This window comes from Indiicoccus explosivorum, assembly GCF_002167005.1.
In the GTDB taxonomy this organism is placed as follows: Bacteria; Bacillota; Bacilli; order Bacillales_A; family Planococcaceae; genus Indiicoccus; species Indiicoccus explosivorum.
The window spans coordinates 31,095-48,897 of sequence record NZ_NHTN01000022.1; the positions used below are offsets into that span (position 1 = coordinate 31,095).

Below are 17,803 nucleotides of genomic sequence, written 5' to 3' on the forward strand. Positions count from 1 at the left end.
CTAATCCGCCGGCAGCGGTTATAATGTAGGAGTCTTGATTCAATTTCAGCAAAAAGGTGGAGTTCCATGATCGCCGTCATTGATCACCATGATTCATTCACATACAATCTTGTCCATATTTTCGAGCAGCTCACACCTGACGTCCGTGTGCTTCAGCATGACCGCACTTCACCCGAAGAAGTTGCCGCTATGTCCCCGACGCTCATCGTCCTGTCACCCGGTCCGGGAACTCCGGAAGACGCACAGACGGCCCTCCAGCTCTTGTCAGTCTTCAGCGGCGGTATCCCTGTGCTCGGCGTGTGTCTCGGCCACCAAGTAATCGTCCGCCATTTCGGCGGAACCGTCCGTCAGGGCGTCAAGCCCGTGCACGGGAAAGTTTCGCACCTGCAGCATGACGGATCGGGGCTGTTCTGCGGAATCCCGAATCCTTCGCCGGTGGTCCGCTACCATTCGCTCGTGGCGGATGAAGGGGAATTCCCCGCTTGCCTCGCTGTCACGGCCCGTTCGGAAGACGGAGCCATCATGGCGGTCCGGCACCGTTTTCAGCCGGTCGAAGGCATCCAGTTCCATCCGGAATCGATCCTGACAGCAGACGGTGCCCGCATGCTCGGCAACAGCTGGCGCGCCGCTGTCCGGTGGAAGGAGGGACAGCATGGAAACCCCGTTCCTGCATTTTGAATTCGCTGATTCTTCCGGTACGATCCGCCCGAAAACATTCACCGACCCCGTCCGGATCCTGTCCGCTTCTTCCTTAGCTGAAGTCGGACCGCTGTTCGAAGCGCTCGAAGCCGGGATAAACGAGGGGTATTCTGCAGCCGGGTTCGTTTCCTATGAAGCCGCCCCGGCGTTTCACCCTGCCATGCGGACGAAACCGCCGGGCGATGTACCGCTCGTCTGGTTCGGCCTGTTCAGGGGAACGGCGTCGCCGCCGACTTTTCCTGACAGCGGACCGTACACCGTCTCGAGCTGGGAGCCGGATTCTCCGGAAGCGGCTTACACGAAGGCCATCAACGCCATCCGGGAAGCGATCCGGAGCGGCACGACGTATCAAGTGAACTACACCGCCCGGCTCCGGGCGCGGTTCAGCGGAGACGATTTCGCGTTTTACCGGCAGCTGGCCCGCAACCAAGAAGCGGATTACAGCGCTTACTTGAATATCGGACGCTGGCGGGTGCTGTCTGCTTCACCGGAACTGTTTTTCCGCACCGATGGCGGGCTCATCACAGCGAAACCGATGAAAGGGACAAGCGTCAGGGGAAGAACCGCAAGCGAAGACCAGCGGCTCCGCGAACAGCTTCTCGCTTCTGAAAAAGAACGGGCGGAGAACCTCATGATCACCGATTTGCTGCGGAACGATTTGAGCCGCGTCGCCAAACGGGGGTCGGTCCATGTGCCGGAACTGTTCAGCGCGGAAACGTATCCGACCGTCCATCAGCTGACATCCACGGTCCGGGCGGAACTCCGTCCGGAACTGAGCGTCTTCGACTGGTTCAAAGCCCTGTTTCCGTGCGGGTCGATCACCGGCGCCCCGAAAATCAGCACGATGGACACAATCGCCGGACTTGAACAGTCACCGCGCGGCATCTACTGCGGCGCGATCGGTTATATCACGCCGGAAAAAAACGCCGTGTTCAATGTGCCGATCCGGACGGTGGTCCTCGATACAAAAAGCGGGGAGGCCGTGTACGGAGCCGGCGGCGGCATTACATGGGACTCGACGGCCGCCGGTGAACATGCGGAACTCCTGGCTAAAGCCCGGCTGCTGACTGAACGGCGGCCGGAATTCCATCTGCTGGAATCGCTCCGGCTCGATGAAGGAAAATACCCTTTCCTCGACCGCCACGTTTCCCGGCTCAGCCGCACAGCGGGTTATTTCCGGGTTCCGCTGGACGAGGAAACGGTCAGGCGGCAGCTGGCGAGCATATCCCGGCAGCATCCATCAGGTGTCCACAAAGTCCGGCTGCTGGCAGACAGAAACGGAAGCATCCAGGCAGAAGCCGCGCCGCTTGGTGTGACAGCCGGTCCTGTCCGCTGCCGGCTCGCGTCCGGACCGGTCGATGCCGGCAGTCCGTTCCTTTACCATAAGACGACGAACCGCTCCATGTATGAACAGCACGGTGAAAAAGACGGAAACGGGGTCTTTTCTGTGCTGTTATGGAATGAAAGAGGCGAACTGACCGAGTTCACCACCGGCAATCTGATCGTTGAAACAAAAGACGGCTGCTATACCCCGCCGGTTTGCTGCGGCTTATTACCGGGGGTGTACCGTCAAGTGCTTCTCGATGCCGGAGAAATCGAAGAACGGATCCTGAGACCGGCGGACCTTGAAAACGCAGAGCGGATCTGGTTCATAAACAGCGTCCGGAAGTGGCTGCCGGTGCAGCTGATTCCCTGAAACCATAGAGAGAATAACTGGAGGGAAGGCCCGGGAAAACCCGGAGCCTTCCTTTTTTATGCCGTTTAACAGCCGGATTCGCAGGGGAAAGGGGTAACAAGAATGAAAAACAGACAGGAGGACTGCCCATGACCACGATCAGAAACGTCCGGCTGTACCGGCCGGACCGCCAGGATAATCCCGCCGAACGGTACGCCGTCAGCTTGAACGGGGACACAATCGAGCGGATCATGCCGGATTCGGAAGCGCCGGCTGGAGAAAGCTATGACGGCCGGGGGCTGACGCTCGCCCCTTCGTTTGCCGACAGCCACATGCACCTGCTCCGCTTCGGCCTCATGAAGCATGAACTGGACCTTCGGCTCGTGCGGACATGGTCGGAAGTGAAACAGCTCGTGCGGGACGAGTACAATTTGAAGAAAATGGAGCACGGGGACTGGATAGTCGGCCGGGGAATCATGGATGACGAATTCACCGATATCGACGCACCTCTCACTGCAGCCGATCTGGATGAACTGAGCCATGAACGCCCCATCTTTTTTCTCCATGATGACGGCCACGAATGCCTCGTAAACAGCACGGCGCTGGAACTGATCAAGCGGAAAGATCACTTGACTGAACTGCCGGCGGAATTCATCGAAACGGACGGGGAAGGGAACTGGACCGGACGTTTCAAGGATTCGGCTGTCCACTTTATCCACCGCCATTTCCGGCAAAAGACGAAGACGGAAGTGAAAGAAGCGCTGGCGGATGCCATGCCGCACCTGATGAAGAACGGAATCACATCCGTGCATACGGACGACCTCAACTTCTGCGGTTCCTACAGGACACTGTGGGAAGCGTATACGGAACTGGAAGGGGAAGGCCGCTTGCCGATCGACGTCCATCTCCATCACTATATTTTCACCATCGGCGACTTGCGGTCATTTTTAGAGGACTGGACTCTCAGGACCGGGGAAGGGACCCGGAGGGTAAAAGTCGGTGCCGTCAAAATCTTTTTGGACGGCACCCAGCGCCTCCACACCGGCGCACTCCGGGAACCATACGCGGATCGCCCCGACACACGCGGTGTCTTGAATTACCCGCCTGATACCGTGAAGGAAGTGGTGGCATTGGCCGATCGAAACAGGATGCAAGTCGCGATGCATGCCATCGGTGACCGGGCAGTGGATGAAGCGCTGGACGCCATCGAATTCGCAGGTGATAATCGTCTGCGTCACCGGATCATCCACGCCCAGACGTTGGCTGAAGACCAGTTCGGCCGGCTCGCGCGTGTCAGACCGTACGTCGAAATCCAGCCGGGGTTCATGTTCCGGGAATGGAAAGGGACGGCCAAATGGGCCGGCAAGGAACGGGAACCGCTGTGCAATGCATGGGGTTCCCTGGAACGGGCCGGCATCCCGTTCACCACAAGTTCCGACACGCCGATCGGCCCGCTGTCGCCGATCCTGGAGATATTCGCCGGCGTCAACCGCACGGATCCGCAAGGCAATCCGAAAGGCGGCTGGATACCGGAAGAGAAAGTCGGTTTCGATCCCCTCTACAGAGGCTATACAACGGCGCCGGCCGAACTCGAATTCCGGGAACATGATAAGGGCCGGCTGGAGGAAGGGTACCAAGCAGATCTGGTCCTGCTCTCCCGCCATCCGGCCGATGTGTCGGACTTCGGAATAAAAGAACTGGATGTCCTGGAGACATGGTCCCACGGAAAACAAGTGTATGCACAAGATTTTCTGAAGACATAACGCAACGGAACCGGAGGTGATTCAGTGGATAAAGACACGAAGAAAAAAATCACGCCGGCGGTTCTGCTCCTGACCGGAATCGCCATCGCCGCCGGACTCATCGTCCTGTTCGCGGAACTGGCGGAGGAAGTCCTTGAAAAAAGTTTCCGGTCGTTCGACCAGGCCATCATCGACCAATTTGCGGCATGGGACAGCCCGGCACTGGACTATGTCATGATCTTCATCACGGAGCTTGGATCCGTTTGGTTCCTGACTGTCCTGTCGCTTGCGGTGGTCGGCTACCTTTGGTTCAAAAAGCACGACAGGTGGACGATCCTCTATTTCATCATCGCCATCGCCGGCAGCGGCATTCTCACGTGGATCCTGAAGCAGTTCTATCAGCGGGAACGCCCGTCGATCAACCCGGATATCGACGCCATCGGCTTCAGCTTTCCGAGCGGCCATTCCATGGGTTCGCTCGTGTTCTACGGTTTTTTGGCGTATTTGGTGATCCGCGGGCCGCAGAAAGCCGGCATGAAATGGCTCCTTGTGGGAGCGGCAGCAATTCTGGCACTGCTGATCGGTTCGAGCCGCGTCTACTTGTCGGCTCATTTTCCGAGCGATGTGCTGGCCGGCCAGCTGTCAGGGGCCATCTGGCTGCTCCTGTGCATCATGGCGCTCGAATGGACAAAATACCGGCGCGGCAGCAAGGATACCGTGACGGATTCTGAAAAATCGTAACCGGGACTCTTGTTTCACCGGCAAGATCTTTCATTTTTTTGCGGTTTAACGTAACATTCCGGCCATTTTCGGGATCCCGGACAGCCGCGATGTTTAGGGCGGAAGCCGTTAGGGAACGAAAACAACTAGAGGGATTCACAGGAATCCTAGAAGATCAGATCATTCAAAGGAGGAATCAGTAATGCCAAAGACACTCATCGGTGGTGTATACGAAACAGAAGAGAAAGCGCTGAGAGCGATAGAGTCGCTGAAGGAAATGGGCTTTGATACAAAGCAGCTTTCCGTCTTCGCGAAAGACAAAGATACTGTAGAGGATATTGAAGACCGCACGGATGTCAACGCGGAAGCCGATAAAGACGACCGCGGATCACATGCCGGCAAAGGCTTCGGAATCGGTGCGGGTACTGGCGGTGTGCTCGGCGGGATCGCCGGACTGATCGCTGAAATCGGCCTTCTGACCATTCCTGGAATCGGGGTGCTGGCTGCTGCGGGACCGCTCGCGACAACACTCAGCGGTGCTGCGATCGGTGCGACAGGCGGCGGGATCGTCGGTGCACTGACGGGTGCCGGAATTCCGGACGAAAATGCGAAAGAGTATGAAGAGTACTTGAAGAACGGCCACATTCTGCTGATCGCAGAAGTCGACGAAGAACAGCGCGAAAAGCTCCACGGTGCATTCCGTGATGCGGAGCCTGTCACAACGGATGTATTCGTCGTAAAATAAATCAGGATACAGGACCGCAGACAGGGAAAAGGCGACCGGCCTTTTCCCTGTTTTTGTCATGACGAGGAAAAACGGTCAAGGAGAGGTGATGGAATGAAAATCGGTTCTGTCGCGGAAATTGTCCGCCATCCCGTAAAGTCGTTCCGGGGTGAAACCGTGCAGGCGGTCAGACTGATGGATTACGGACTATTGGGCGACCGGAGCCACGCCTTACTCGAGGAAGAGCGGCCGGGCAGGTATTTGACGATTACGCAATATCCCGGCATGGCCAGATGGCGTGCGGAATTCGCAGGAGAGGATTCGCTTGACCGGTACCCGGATGTCCGGGTGGTTTCCCCGGACGGCCGTGTCTTCCGGTGGGGAGATGGACAATTGCTGGCGGAGCTGTCCCGGCTTTCCGGCCGGCGGGTGTCTTTTGTTTCCTACACTCCGCAAGAAGTTCCGCTCGGCGCAATTGAGGAAGAACCGGTCCAGCTCGTCTCCCGTGCTTCAGTGGCTGAAATGGAACGGCTTTGGGGAGAGGGCGCCATCGACTGGCGGCGCTTCCGTCCGAACTTGCTGCTGGATTTGGATGGCAACGAGCCGTTCCGCGAAGAGCAGTGGTATGGCCGTACAATGCGGATCGGACCGGAAGCGGCCATCCGCCTGGAACGTCCTTGTGAACGGTGCATGATCATCACGGTCGATCCGGACACCGCCGACAAATCACCTTCTTTATTGAAAACCGTCGCGAAAAAACGTCAGAACCGCTTCGGGGTCTACGGCACCGTCGTGAAAACTGGGATGATCCGGACAGGCGACGAACTGATGCTGGAAGACTGAAACCGGCTGACGGAACCCGTTTTCAGCAGGCGCCGTCCGGGAAAACAGGAAGAAGACGGATCGGTTGAAAAATCAACGCGAGGAGGGATAGCGATGAAAGACCGGGATGAACGCCGCATGTGGGAAATCGGGGAAGCGGAACGGGAAGGCCATGACAGACAGGAAGAAAGAAACCGGAAAGCGGAACGGAAAGGAAAAGAAGACAAGGGCGAAGTGGAAAACATCGGCCAGCCGGATATCGATAACGGAACGAGCGATTGGACGGCGACGGAGAAGGACAGCTGACCGGCAGAACCGGCAGGAAAAGGCTGAATCGCATGAAGGGGGGACTGCGGGTATGGAACTGACACCTGTACCGGACCACATAAAACCTGATCTGGATGTTTTGTTCGTCGGATTCAATCCGAGCATCCGGTCCAGCGAGACGGGGCATCATTACGCCGGCCCCAACAACCGGTTCTGGACGATTATGCATGAAGCCGGCCTGACACCGAAGAAATTATCCCCGAAAGAGGATGCGGATCTGCTGTCGTACGGTTATGGCTCCACCAACATCGTCCCTCGGCCGACAAAAGAAGCGGCTGAGATCACGAGAACGGAGTATGCCGAGGGAGCGGCGGAACTCCGCCGCAAGATTATCCGCTATTCACCGAAAGTCGTCTGTTTTGTCGGCAAAGGGGTCTACCAGCAATACAGCAGGCGGCAGAAAGTGGAGTGGGGACGGCAGGAAGACCCTGTCCTGCCGGATGTCACCGAATTCGTCGCGCCTTCTTCGAGCGGGCTGGTCCGCATGAAAAAGGACGAAATCGTCGGGATATACAAAGAGCTTTCGCGATTTGTCCATCCCGGAAACAGGGAGCCGGCAGAACTGGCGGAACAGACGAAATCCAACGGGTAGCAGCTTGAAATCGCTGCAGAGCAGGAAGTGGTATAATGAAACCGCCAGCTTGTTTTTAGCTGCCGATCGACCGAAAGGGTGAGGACCATCCAAGAAACGAATTTGGCTCAAAGGAGAACGGAAGAAGAAATGCTGGAGTTGATTTTAAGGACAGCGAAAACGGACGAACGCATCCGCGCCGTCTTCCTGAATGGATCCCGCGCGAACCCCGCTGCACCGAAAGATCGGTTCCAGGATTTCGATATCGTCTATGCGGTGACGGAAACAGCGTCTTTTTTAGCTGATCCTGAATGGATTTCTGTATTCGGAGAGTTGATCATGATGCAGGAACCGGATCGGATGGACCATCTTCGCGGTCAAAAAGTGGATTTCGGCACTTCCTACAGCTACCTGATGCTCTTTTCGGACGGAAACCGGCTCGATCTCCGGCTGCTCCAGAAAGATAACGCCAGGCGGGCCGCGCTGACGGAATCGCAGACTGTGGTGCTTTTAGATAAGGATGGGATCATTCCGCCCCTTCAGCCGGCGACCGACAGGGACTATTGGGTTTCACCGCCTACGCCCGCCGCGTTCAATGCCGCTGCCAACGAATTCTTCTGGTGCTCGCAAAACGTGGCCAAAGGGCTGTGGCGGGATGAGCTTCCTTATGCAAAAGCCATGATGGACAGCGTCGTTCGAGTGCCGCTGGATGCGATGATGCACTGGCACATCGGCCATCAGTACGGATATGAAATATCGCCGGGGAAAATGGGGAAATACTATAAACAACTCACCTCCCCCGACGTTTGGCGGATGTATGAACAGACATATGCAGGCAGCAGTCACTCAGAAATGTGGGATTCGTTATTCGCGGCAATCACTCTGTTCCGGAAACTCGCGGCAGAGATTGCCCCTCTGGCCGGATCGGTTTATCCGGACCAGGACGACTGCCGGATGACCCGCTACCTTGAAGCAGTCCGGAGTGATTCAGTATCCCGCAGGCAGTGCCGGGACAGTTCAACCCGTCCATAGGAGACCAACTGAAATAAAGCGCCGGTCCTTCAGAGAAGGCCGGCGCTTTTTAAATGGTGAAGAGGAACGCCGCGAGCAGGGCGAACAGGACGGCTGCGAACGCGATCCCCATCTTGTGTTTCCGGCTCGTGACTTTCAGGATGACACTTGCAGCGAGGCCGATGAGCAGGAAAATGACGATGGACAAAACGAATGTGATGAGCACGTCATACCAATACATCTGAACACCTCTTTCTGTTTCCGTTCCTTCCTGCTTCCAGTTTACCCCGAATAAGCGGTCCTCAGACGTGCCGCTTGGTTTTGAAAGGCATTCACCGGGGAAGGGGAAGGTAACAAAGGAAAGGGGATGAAACGATGAATGCCCGTCAAGAACTCGATCGACTCCGGAACCTGGAACCGGCTCCGCGTGCGCAAGTCTTCCGCCTGTTCGACCGGCTGGAAGGGACGGATCCGGCGTTCATGACCGGCTTATGGAAAGGCGCGGAACTGAAAACAGGTCATCCGATGGACGGCCTGCTGGAGGCGTCCGGCTGGTTCGGAAAGCGGATCACCGGTCCGGAAGCCGTGGACCCCCTCGTGTTCCGCAATAAAACCGGAAAGCTTTTCCGCATCAATCCGGGTCTGTTGCCGCTGTCTGTCCCGTTTGGCATCCTCCCGCGGAGCTTAGTGAGACGGACAGCTCCGGACATCCTCCCGCTGTTAAAAACGCAGAAAAGCAGGGCGCGGATCCGCATGATGGAACACCGGGGCGCAACGGCGGCCGCGATGCTCTACGACCAGCTGCCGATCGTGGACGTGTTCCGGAAAGTGGATGACTGCACAGTGCTCGGCATGATGGACATGAAAGGGCAGCAGCCTTACTTTTTTATTTTGGAGCGGGTCCGCTCCCGGCAGTGAATTCCGGCTCGGGGGAGCTCCAGGAAAAAGAACTTCTGCAGCCGAAATAATCAATGCTATACTGGACTGAAGAGGGAAGGTCAAAGATTTCAGTAAGGGGATTTTACGTGAACAGACAGGCATTGACAGCGACAACGATGGAAACCGTACAATGGTTCATTTTTTTACTGGCGAGTGCAGTGGCGCTGCCGATCGTCATCGGCGCCATTTATCATATGGATTTCGCCGAACTGGCGGGTCTGATGCAGCGGACGTTTTTCATTGTCGGCACCGCCTCTTTGCTGCAGGCGCTTTTCGGGCACAGGCTGCCGATCATGGAAGGGCCGGCCGGCATCTGGATCAGCATCTTCTCGGTCATGGCCGCGACCGGCCTGCAGGGCGGGACTTCGCTCGATGAAACCCTCCGGTCCCTGCAGACCCTCATGATGCTGACGGGGCTGTTTTTGTTCCTGTTCGGCGTCTTCAAAATTTCACAGCGGATTTTGCCGATCTTCACGCCGCTCGTCACCGGCACGTTCTTTTTCTTGCTGACGGTCCAATTGAGCGGCACGTTCCTGGCCGGCATGCTGGGGCTCCAAGGCGAAGCGGAGACCATACAGCCTACAGCTGCACTTCTCGCGTTCCTGACGTTTTTCATCGTGCTCGGACTGTCCCTCTTCGCCCGGGGCTGGCTGAGCAGTTATGCGGTGTTCATCGGCATCATGGCCGGGTGGGCCGGCGATCTGCTGTTCAGGAAAGGCGGGGCCCCTGAGGAAGAAACGGCGCTGTTTTCCGCGCCTGATCTGTTCGCGTTCGGCGTACCGGCGTTCAGTTTCGGCATGATCCCCACCGCCCTCATCACGGCTGTCATCATCATATCGAACGTCGTGGCTTCCATCGTCGCGGTCGGCCAGACGGTGGATTCCGGACCGGCGGACAGGCGGATGGAAGTGGACCGGGGAACAGCGGTCTCAGGAATCGGCACCGGCCTGGCAGGGATGTTCTCCTCCATTGCCAACGTTCCGCTGTCGACGTCCGCGGGATTTATTGCTCTGACGGGGCAAAAGGCAAGAGCGCCATTCGTGTACGCATCGGCGCTCCTGATTCTCATCACGTTCTTCCCGCCGGTCGTTTCGCTGATTTCCAGCATTCCAGCCCCAGTGGCCAATGCCGCGCTGATGGCGACATTCGTGCAGCTCGTGGGCCTGGCCATCAATAACGTATCCATGTCGCCGCTGGATTCAAGGAAAATGACGATTGTCGGCGTGGCCTACCTGCTCGGCATGGGCACGATGTTCTTGCCGCCGGAAGTGTTTGCCGATCTGCCGGGCATCATGCAGAACTTGATGAGCAATGGTCTTTTGCTCGGCACGGGACTGGTCATCCTGCTCGAACAGCTTTGGAAAGAAAAAAGAGATCCACAGCGGACAGACCCCTGACACTTTCCCGCATTTGTTCATCACACACTGCCCGGACTTGGCGCCGCGGCAGTTTTTTCATGCAAAAAAAGTGCCGGAATGGATTCCGGCACAGAGATTGCAGAGCACAGGCAGCCGTTACCGGACAATGCCATAGTAAACCTTGGACGTCATCCGGTAAATCATGAAGTAAATGACACTGAACGCGACGACGACCGTTGCGAATGACAGCAGCCACGTCCGGTCACTGGTGATGCCGAACAGCAGAAGCATTTTCCGGACGATCGGGTAGGCGAACAGGACATGGATGACGGCAACCGCGATCGGCAGCAGGAACATCCACACGAGCTGCGACCGGGTGGAATCGCGGATCATGTCCCGGTCCAGGCCGACTTTCTGCATGATCTGGAATTTCCCGCGGTCATCATACCCTTCCGACACTTGCTTGAAGTACGTGATCAGCACGGTACCGATCGTGAACAAAAGGCCGAGGAATACGCCGAGGAACAGGAAGCCGCCATTCATGCTGTACCATTCTTCGGTGACGGCGATCCGCGAGCGGTAGTTCGAGGTCGGGTATCCGGCTTTTAGTGACTCCACCGCCTCGGCATACGCTTTTTTCTCTTCCTGTGTCCCGTCCGTATTCCAGGCGACGTGCGCGTCGATGCCCGCCATGACTTCGTGTTCGACATCCGCATAGTAAGCCTCCGAGATGCGCCTGATATGCAACAGATCCGGCACGACGAGCATCGCCGTTTCGGTAATGCCCTGGCTGTCTTCCGTGACGGAAGCCGGGTCTGCGGGTGACAGGCGGTACGTGGTGCCGCCGAAGGTTAATTCCTCCGCAGAGAACGATTCATCCGAATGATAAAAGAGTGCTTCATCCGGCGCCAGGCTGACCGATGCGCCGATCAGCCGGTTGTAGTCCGCCACAGGGATCACTTGAAGAAACAGCGGCAAGTCGCCGGATCCCCTGATGTCCCGGCGCGGTTCGAACTGCCCGCCACTGATTTCCCCTGCGAAGGACTGGAACCGGTATGCTTCCGATCCGGTCACCTCAAGCCCCATTTCCGCCGCGGTTTCACGGACACGATCCTGGAAGCTCATGAACGATTCCGTCAGCTCTTCAGGCGTGAGTTCGGCGCCGTAGACCGTCCAATTGTTTTCATAGGGAAGCTGGTTCTCAAGGATTTCTTCTGTGCCGACGAAAACAGTCATGGTCGTCGATACGGTGATCATGACCATCGTGGACAGGATACAGATGTTTGCAAGACCGACCGCGTTCTGTTTCATCCGGTACAGCATGCCGGATACCGAGATGAACGCCGCCGGGCGGTAATAAAACCGGCTGTTCCTTTTCAAAGCCTTCAGGATGAAGATCGAGCCGGAGACGAACAGCAGGTACGTGCCGATGATGACCGCAAGCACCGCTGTGAAGAAGTACGTCAGCGCGCTGAGCGGGTCGTCCATCGACAGGGAAATGCCGTAACCGGCAGCGAGGAACGCCAGCGACAGAACGAACAGCACCACCGACCCTTTCGGTTCCCGCTCGCCTTCATTCGACCCTTTCAGCAGCTTGACGGGTTTCGCGAACGTGAATTGGCTGATGTTGTACAGGAACGCGAGCAGGAACACGGACACGGACAGGCCGGCTGTCATAAGTGCGGTCACGCCGGTTGTGGAATAATCCAGCTGCACCGGCAGGTTCATCATGTAATTCAGGAGCAGAAAGAACAGCCGCCCGAACACGAATCCCGTCAGCATCCCGGCCCCGAGACTTACGAGCCCGGTATACAGCATTTCAAACAGCAGCACCTTGGCCACGTGCCGTTTCTCCAGCCCGAGGATGCCGTACAGGCCGATCTCTTTCTTCCGCCGCTTGATCAGGAAGCTGTTCGTGTACAGGATGAAGATGAACGCGAATATCGCAATGACGACCGTGCCGAACTCGAACATCATCGTCAGGGATGCGGCCCGCGTCCGGACGAACTCGTTCGTCAGCAAGGACGCCATAAGATGGAACATCGCGATGACCGCGACAGACGCCAGCACATACGGGATATACAGCTGCCGGTTCGCCTGGATGTTGCGGAGGGCGAGGCTGGAGAAGAACCGGCTATTCACGCCGCCCACCTCCGCCGGACAGCACCGTCAGCGACTGTGAAATGCGGTCCGTGAAGTCATCCGGCGATTCAGCGCCCCGGTAAATCTCGTGATACACGGCGCCGTCCCGGATGAACAGCACCCGGTCCGCAAAACTCGCCGCCCGCACGCTGTGCGTCACCATGAGGATCGTCTGGCCTTGGCTATTGATGTCTTTCAGCGTCTCCATCAAATTTCGGGACGATTTCGAGTCGAGCGCGCCGGTCGGCTCGTCCGCCAGAATCAGTTTTGGCTCCGTGATGAGCGCCCGGGCCACCGCCGTCCGCTGTTTCTGTCCGCCGGAGACTTCGTAAGGGTACTTGTCCAGCAGATCCGCAATCCCGAGGTTTTCCGCGATCGGCAGCAGCCGTTTCTCCAATTCGTCCACCGGCGTCCGCGACAGCACGAGCGGCAGCAGGATGTTGTCCCTGATCGAAAAATTATCGAGCAGGTTGAAGTCCTGGAACACGAATCCGAGCGTTGAGCGCCGGAACGCCGACATTTCCTTATCCCGGATGGAAGACAGCGGTTTCCCGCCGAGGTACACTTCACCTGATGTCGCGTCATCGAGTGTCGAGATGATGTTCAGAAGCGTCGTCTTGCCCGACCCCGACTCCCCCATGATGGCGACGAACTGACCGCCTTCCACGGAAAAATCGATGTTGGCAAGCGCCGTCGTTTTCTGACTGGAAAACCGGGCGGTATATACTTTCTCCAACTTCCTGATTTCCAATAAAGCCATTGAGAATCCCTCCTTACGCCCATCTTAAGGCAGCCTGTCCGCCGGTGCCTGTACGCATCCTTACAATGAGGCGCGGTATCTTACGGAATCGTAAGGAACCCTCAATCGAAACGGGAAACTTCTTCCCGGCCGAGCCGGATCCGCACTTTCGTCCCTTTCCCGACCGCCGATTCGATGGACAGGTCATGCCCGAGCCGCCGGCAGATCCGCCTGCTAAGATACAGGCCGAGCCCGGAAGACTTCTCGTTCAGCCGACCGTTCAGGCCGGAATAGCCTTTATTGAACACTTTCGGCAAGTCTTCCGGCCGGATGCCGATGCCGGAGTCTTCGATGACGAGCGTTTCCTCGGGCTCCATGTAAATTTTCACTGTGCCCGCATCCGTATACTTCAGGCTGTTCGACAGCAACTGCTCGATCAGGACGCCGAGCCAGCGCCCGTCCGACAGGACCTTCACCCCGAGCGGTTCATAGTCGAGCCGGATGCCGTTATAGATGAATAAAATCGAATACTTCCTGACGGCTTTCTTAATGACCTCATCGAGTGCCACTTCCGCAAGATCCAGGTCGCCGCCGTCCGCTTCAAGCTTCAAGTAATTGAGTGCCATCCCGGTGTAGTCCTCCAGACGGAGCAGTTCTTTCGCAATCTGTTTCGATTCGTGCTCATGGTCCGTCAGGCGCTGGCGCAGCAGGCTGATCGCCGCAATCGGCGTCTTGATCTGATGGAGCCAGAGCGTGAAGTAATCGAGCTGATCCGCTTCCTTTTCCATGTAGCGTTTCTCAAGCTCACGCCGTTCCGTCAAGAGGTCCGCGATTTTGTCCACATACAAGCGGTCGGCGGGATTCGCTGTCACCGGAAGATCGTCCAGCCGCGGCAGATCCGCCTGCTGCAGCTGGGTGATTGTGCGGTAGCGCCGGACGTAACGGACATACTGGAAAGCGAGATACATCAGGAAAAGGAACGCGGAAAGCTCCAGGCTGTACAGCAGCAGGCTGATGGGGAGGCGCCCCAGCACATATACGAGGACGAACAGGAAACTGGTCCCTGCATAGACGATGAGCTGCGGCCGCATGGCAGGGAGAAAATGCTTCATCACGTCCGCGTGCCGGATGTTATTCATCCGGACATTCCCGGCCGACCGCATAGCCGACGCCTTTCTTCGTCACGATGAATAGGGCCAGCCCGATCCCCGCGAGCTTTTTGCGGAGACGGGCGACGTTGACCGCCAGCGTATTGTCGTCGATGAACGACTCGTCCTCCCACAGCTTGACCATCAGGGCGTCCCGCGACACGAAGTTCCCTTTATGCTGGAACAGCTGCTCCAGGATGCGGAGTTCCGTCCGGGTGAGATCCGCCGCCTGCTCTTTGTGATATATTTTGGACTCCCCGGGCTTCAGAATCGCTTCCCCGGAATGAAGGAAGTGATCCGCTCCCTGGAAATCATACGTCCGCCTGAGCAGCGCCTGCGTCTTTGCGACCGCGACAGAAAGATCGAACGGCTTCGTGATGAAATCATCGCCGCCCATCTGGATCGCCATGACGATGTCCATATTCTCATGGCGTGAAGAAATGAAAATGATCGGCACTTTAGAAACCTTGCGGATCTCCTGGCACCAGTAATAGCCGTTGAACGCCGGCAGCTGGATATCCAGCAGCACAAGCTGCGGATCGAGCTCGCGGAACTGTCCGATGACATCCGTGAAATCGGTTACGACTGCCGCTTCGTAATTCCATTTCTCCAGCTCTTCCTTAAGAATGCCGGCGATCGTAAAATCGTCTTCCACAATCATGATTTTGAACATGGTCTCATCCTAACTGTCAATGAAATGGGGGGTTGCCAAACAGGAACCGGACGGCTCCATGTTTCCAACCCTCTCTTTACTGCCAGTTTACCATGACGCTTACTGCGGGAATATGTTCCGGCGGAAAAGGAAGGAGGCGGCAAAAGTGGAAGGAAGTTCGAGGGGTCCGGAGAAAAAAGGGCAGCAATAAAAAACAGCCTCCCTCTGGAGGCTGCCGGAGCTGCCATGCCGGTATCACCGGTTTACAGCACATCCTTCAGCTCGATATCCGAATAAATCGAAATGAACACCGTGGCATCGCCATCCCCGATATTTTTCACGAAATGGGGGACACTGGCGTTCCAGCTGAAGGAATCTCCTTCTTCGACGATGAAGGAATCCTCGCCTTGTTCCGCCAGGATTTTCCCTTTCAATACCAAGTGGCATTCTTCCCCTTCATGCGCATGCGGTTCGCCGATGGAAGCGCCGGGAGGGAACTCGACAATCATGGTCCGGAGCCCCCCTTTTGAAGCGAGATGTTCGATTTTCAACTGATTGAGCGATGTACTGGTCCGTCCGTCTTTCCGCACGACCCGCATATGCTGCTTTTTTTCCAGCAGCAAATAAGGGAGCGGGACGCCCAGCGATTCGGCGATGGTGCCGAGCGTATTGATCGAAGGGGATGTATTGTTGTTCTCGATGTTGCTGATGAAGCCCTTGGACAAACCGGTCGCTTCACACATCTGTGCGATGGTCATTTTTTTTCTGTTCCGGATGGCCCGGATTTTCGTTCCGATCTCCATTTTCTTCACCTCTGAAGTTCTCTTTTAAGAAACTTATTTTTATATTAACAAATAAATGATTGACATTCCATGAACAGTTGGTTATCTTTTAGATAACTATTATTCTTATTATGAAACAAAAGAATAACGAGTTCTTTTTTTCTTTATTTGTTTCCAGATAAGAATATTAGTTCTATAAATTGAATAACCAGTGGTTTATTCAGGAAATATAATGACGAAAGGGTGTGAGGAAATGGAAGCCCCTATGACGTATGCGCTGCGGAAGCCGGCACAGCCAGAAGCCGGTGAACGGCACCCCGCCATCTTCGTTCTCCACGGAATCGGCAGTGATGAACAGAACATGCTGCCGCTGATCGACGGACTGGAAGACCGGTTTGCCGTATTCAGTCTCCGCGGCTCGCTGCATCACCCGCCCGGGTACGCTTATTTTACGATCGAAGGGTTCGGGAAACCGCACCGGCAAGTGTTTGATGACGCAATCAGCAGGCTGACCGGCTTTATTGACTATGCTGTGCAGCATTACCCCATAGATCCGGACCGGCTCTATATCGCCGGATTCAGCCAAGGTGCCATCCTGGCCATGACACTCGGCCTGACCCTTGGAAGCCGGATCCGGGGAATCGCTGCACTCAGCGGTTACATTCCTGACTTTGTGAAAGAACAGTACCCGGTCAAACCGGTCGACCAGCTTTCCGTATTCATTTCCCATGGACAATTTGACGGCGTCCTGCCGTATGACTGGGGACTCGAAAGCCGGAATTTATTCAGAGGCAGCGATTCCGACGTCACCTTCCGCACGTATCCGGAAGGGCATACGGTTTCAGCGGAAAATAAACAGGCGTTCACGGACTGGGTCATGGAAGATCTGAAAAGAACGGAACGTCCGGCAAAGGAGGAATAAACGATGCTGCCCGCTTTATTTGTAGCCCATGGTGCGCCGCTGCTCGCTATTGAGGATAACGATTACACACAGTTCCTTCATTCGTTGGGGAACGAATGGCAGAAGCCGCGGGCGATCGTGCTGTTATCGGCACATTGGGAATCGCCCATCCAGCAGGTGAGCGATGCGGAGACATTCGAAACGATTTACGATTTCGGCGGATTCCCCGAGGAACTGTACCGGATCCGTTATCCCGCAAAAGGAGATTCTGCGATGACTGAAGAGATCATGGCTCTTTTGAAAGCCGAAGGGGTCCCGGCTGAAGCGGACTCCGAGCGCGGACTGGATCACGGCGCTTGGGTGGTGCTGAAGCTGCTGTATCCGGCGGCGGACATCCCGGTCATAGCCATGTCGGTGAATCCGCGGCTGACACCAGCCGAGCAATATAAGATCGGCGCTTCCTTAGCTCCTTTGCGGGAGCAGGACGTGCTGATCGTTGCGAGCGGCGGGACGGTCCATAACCTTCGGGAGCTCCGGATGATCGGCAGGAATGAAACGGTCGATCAGTGGGCGGTGGAATTCGATAAATGGCTTGAGGATCGGCTCCTGGGATGGGACACATCTTCTCTGTTCGCGTACGCTGATGTGGCGCCTGCCGCTGAACTGGCGGTGCCGCCATACGGCAATGAACATTTCATCCCTCTTTTCTATGCGATGGGGACTGCAGACCGGGAAAAACAGGCGCAGCTTCTGCATCGCGGTTACCGATATGGGAATTTGAGCCACAGTGTATGGCAGTTCGGATGATGAAGATAGAGGATACTGGAATCGCTTGATGACAAAACAAAAAA

Annotated in this window: 19 protein-coding genes; 13 read left to right on the plus strand and 6 right to left on the minus strand. The window is 56.4% G+C overall.

Annotated features, from left to right (window positions below; all coding sequences use genetic code 11):
• The first annotated feature begins 66 nt into the window (after nt 1-66).
• The 9 genes from CCE92_RS07560 (at nt 67) to CCE92_RS07600 (ending at nt 8,312) form a co-directional block, all read left to right on the plus strand.
• On the plus strand, nt 67-678 hold the full coding sequence (locus CCE92_RS07560) for an anthranilate synthase component II (protein ID WP_088006913.1): 612 nt from the start codon (nt 67-69) through the stop codon (nt 676-678).
• A complete protein-coding gene (gene pabB / locus CCE92_RS07565) occupies nt 653-2,395 on the plus strand; it encodes an aminodeoxychorismate synthase component I (protein WP_088006914.1) in 1,743 nt (580 codons plus the stop codon). The genes CCE92_RS07560 and pabB overlap by 26 nt, the downstream gene beginning before the upstream one ends.
• 128 nt (nt 2,396-2,523) lie before the next feature.
• On the plus strand, nt 2,524-4,137 hold the full coding sequence (locus tag CCE92_RS07570; RefSeq protein WP_088006915.1) for an amidohydrolase: 1,614 nt from the start codon (nt 2,524-2,526) through the stop codon (nt 4,135-4,137).
• Nucleotides 4,138-4,161: 24 nt separating this feature from the next.
• A complete protein-coding gene (locus tag CCE92_RS07575) occupies nt 4,162-4,857 on the plus strand; it encodes a phosphatase PAP2 family protein (RefSeq protein ID WP_088006916.1) in 696 nt (231 codons plus the stop codon).
• Nucleotides 4,858-5,038: 181 nt separating this feature from the next.
• Entirely contained in the window at nt 5,039-5,581 is a 543-nt protein-coding gene (locus tag CCE92_RS07580) for a general stress protein (protein ID WP_088006917.1), read from the plus strand.
• A 93-nt stretch (nt 5,582-5,674) separates the two neighbouring features.
• The gene (locus CCE92_RS07585; RefSeq protein WP_088006918.1) at nt 5,675-6,403 is read left to right on the plus strand and encodes an MOSC domain-containing protein; all 729 of its coding nucleotides are present in this window, start codon (nt 5,675-5,677) and stop codon (nt 6,401-6,403) included.
• Nucleotides 6,404-6,496: 93 nt separating this feature from the next.
• Entirely contained in the window at nt 6,497-6,688 is a 192-nt protein-coding gene (locus CCE92_RS07590; protein WP_088006919.1) for a hypothetical protein, read from the plus strand.
• A gap of 58 nt (nt 6,689-6,746) precedes the next feature.
• The gene (gene mug / locus CCE92_RS07595) at nt 6,747-7,301 is read left to right on the plus strand and encodes a G/U mismatch-specific DNA glycosylase (RefSeq protein ID WP_088007013.1); all 555 of its coding nucleotides are present in this window, start codon (nt 6,747-6,749) and stop codon (nt 7,299-7,301) included.
• A gap of 78 nt (nt 7,302-7,379) precedes the next feature.
• Nucleotides 7,380-8,312 (plus strand): aminoglycoside 6-adenylyltransferase, encoded by a 933-nt coding sequence (locus CCE92_RS07600; RefSeq protein ID WP_277621518.1) that lies wholly within the window; start codon nt 7,380-7,382, stop codon nt 8,310-8,312.
• A gap of 49 nt (nt 8,313-8,361) precedes the next feature.
• Here CCE92_RS07600 and CCE92_RS15835 read toward each other — a convergent pair whose 3' ends face one another.
• Nucleotides 8,362-8,532, minus strand: coding sequence for a hypothetical protein (locus CCE92_RS15835; protein WP_155522830.1), 171 nt, complete (start codon nt 8,530-8,532; stop codon nt 8,362-8,364).
• Between the two features lie 134 nt (nt 8,533-8,666).
• On the opposite strand from CCE92_RS15835, the gene CCE92_RS07605 reads away from it, so the two are divergent.
• Both CCE92_RS07605 and CCE92_RS07610 read left to right on the plus strand, forming a co-directional pair.
• Complete coding sequence (locus CCE92_RS07605; protein ID WP_088006921.1) at nt 8,667-9,209, plus strand: DUF4334 domain-containing protein; 543 nt, start codon at nt 8,667-8,669, stop codon at nt 9,207-9,209.
• 107 nt (nt 9,210-9,316) lie between these two features.
• Nucleotides 9,317-10,627: a purine/pyrimidine permease gene (locus CCE92_RS07610; protein ID WP_241535918.1), complete on the plus strand. Its 1,311-nt coding sequence runs from the start codon at nt 9,317-9,319 to the stop codon at nt 10,625-10,627.
• A gap of 117 nt (nt 10,628-10,744) precedes the next feature.
• Here CCE92_RS07610 and CCE92_RS07615 read toward each other — a convergent pair whose 3' ends face one another.
• The 5 genes from CCE92_RS07615 to CCE92_RS07635 form a co-directional block, all read right to left on the minus strand.
• A complete protein-coding gene (locus tag CCE92_RS07615; RefSeq protein ID WP_088006923.1) occupies nt 10,745-12,730 on the minus strand; it encodes an FtsX-like permease family protein in 1,986 nt (661 codons plus the stop codon).
• Complete coding sequence (locus CCE92_RS07620) at nt 12,723-13,490, minus strand: ABC transporter ATP-binding protein (protein WP_088006924.1); 768 nt, start codon at nt 13,488-13,490, stop codon at nt 12,723-12,725. The genes CCE92_RS07615 and CCE92_RS07620 overlap by 8 nt, the downstream gene beginning before the upstream one ends.
• A 101-nt stretch (nt 13,491-13,591) precedes the next feature.
• Nucleotides 13,592-14,608: a sensor histidine kinase gene (locus CCE92_RS07625; RefSeq protein ID WP_175578080.1), complete on the minus strand. Its 1,017-nt coding sequence runs from the start codon at nt 14,606-14,608 to the stop codon at nt 13,592-13,594.
• A complete protein-coding gene (locus tag CCE92_RS07630; protein ID WP_088006925.1) occupies nt 14,601-15,290 on the minus strand; it encodes a response regulator transcription factor in 690 nt (229 codons plus the stop codon). The genes CCE92_RS07625 and CCE92_RS07630 overlap by 8 nt, the downstream gene beginning before the upstream one ends.
• 242 nt (nt 15,291-15,532) lie before the next feature.
• Nucleotides 15,533-16,072 carry a helix-turn-helix domain-containing protein gene (locus CCE92_RS07635; protein ID WP_088007015.1) on the minus strand — a complete coding sequence of 180 codons (540 nt, stop codon included), beginning with the start codon at nt 16,070-16,072 and terminating at the stop codon, nt 15,533-15,535.
• 232 nt (nt 16,073-16,304) lie between these two features.
• Here CCE92_RS07635 and CCE92_RS07640 point away from each other — a divergent pair, with 232 nt between their 5' ends.
• Both CCE92_RS07640 and CCE92_RS07645 read left to right on the plus strand, forming a co-directional pair.
• Nucleotides 16,305-16,973 (plus strand): alpha/beta hydrolase, encoded by a 669-nt coding sequence (locus CCE92_RS07640; RefSeq protein WP_088007016.1) that lies wholly within the window; start codon nt 16,305-16,307, stop codon nt 16,971-16,973.
• A 3-nt stretch (nt 16,974-16,976) separates the two neighbouring features.
• The gene (locus tag CCE92_RS07645) at nt 16,977-17,759 is read left to right on the plus strand and encodes a dioxygenase family protein (protein ID WP_088006926.1); all 783 of its coding nucleotides are present in this window, start codon (nt 16,977-16,979) and stop codon (nt 17,757-17,759) included.
• Nucleotides 17,760-17,803: the final 44 nt, after the last annotated feature.

Bases quoted from the DNA above. Each gene is read 5' to 3' on its own strand.
- CCE92_RS07630 (WP_088006925.1), bottom strand. From the start codon at position 15,290: ATGTTCAAAATCATGATTGTGGAAGACGATTTTACGATCGCCGGCATT.
- CCE92_RS07585 (WP_088006918.1), top strand. From the start codon at position 5,675: ATGAAAATCGGTTCTGTCGCGGAAATTGTCCGCCATCCCGTAAAGTCG.
- CCE92_RS15835 (WP_155522830.1), bottom strand. From the start codon at position 8,532: ATGTATTGGTATGACGTGCTCATCACATTCGTTTTGTCCATCGTCATT.
- CCE92_RS07590 (WP_088006919.1), top strand. From the start codon at position 6,497: ATGAAAGACCGGGATGAACGCCGCATGTGGGAAATCGGGGAAGCGGAA.
- CCE92_RS07620 (WP_088006924.1), bottom strand. From the start codon at position 13,490: ATGGCTTTATTGGAAATCAGGAAGTTGGAGAAAGTATATACCGCCCGG.
- CCE92_RS07580 (WP_088006917.1), top strand. From the start codon at position 5,039: ATGCCAAAGACACTCATCGGTGGTGTATACGAAACAGAAGAGAAAGCG.
- CCE92_RS07635 (WP_088007015.1), bottom strand. From the start codon at position 16,072: ATGGAGATCGGAACGAAAATCCGGGCCATCCGGAACAGAAAAAAAATG.
- CCE92_RS07605 (WP_088006921.1), top strand. From the start codon at position 8,667: ATGAATGCCCGTCAAGAACTCGATCGACTCCGGAACCTGGAACCGGCT.
- pabB (WP_088006914.1), top strand. From the start codon at position 653: ATGGAAACCCCGTTCCTGCATTTTGAATTCGCTGATTCTTCCGGTACG.
- CCE92_RS07645 (WP_088006926.1), top strand. From the start codon at position 16,977: ATGCTGCCCGCTTTATTTGTAGCCCATGGTGCGCCGCTGCTCGCTATT.
- CCE92_RS07625 (WP_175578080.1), bottom strand. From the start codon at position 14,608: ATGAATAACATCCGGCACGCGGACGTGATGAAGCATTTTCTCCCTGCC.
- CCE92_RS07560 (WP_088006913.1), top strand. From the start codon at position 67: ATGATCGCCGTCATTGATCACCATGATTCATTCACATACAATCTTGTC.
- CCE92_RS07570 (WP_088006915.1), top strand. From the start codon at position 2,524: ATGACCACGATCAGAAACGTCCGGCTGTACCGGCCGGACCGCCAGGAT.
- CCE92_RS07640 (WP_088007016.1), top strand. From the start codon at position 16,305: ATGGAAGCCCCTATGACGTATGCGCTGCGGAAGCCGGCACAGCCAGAA.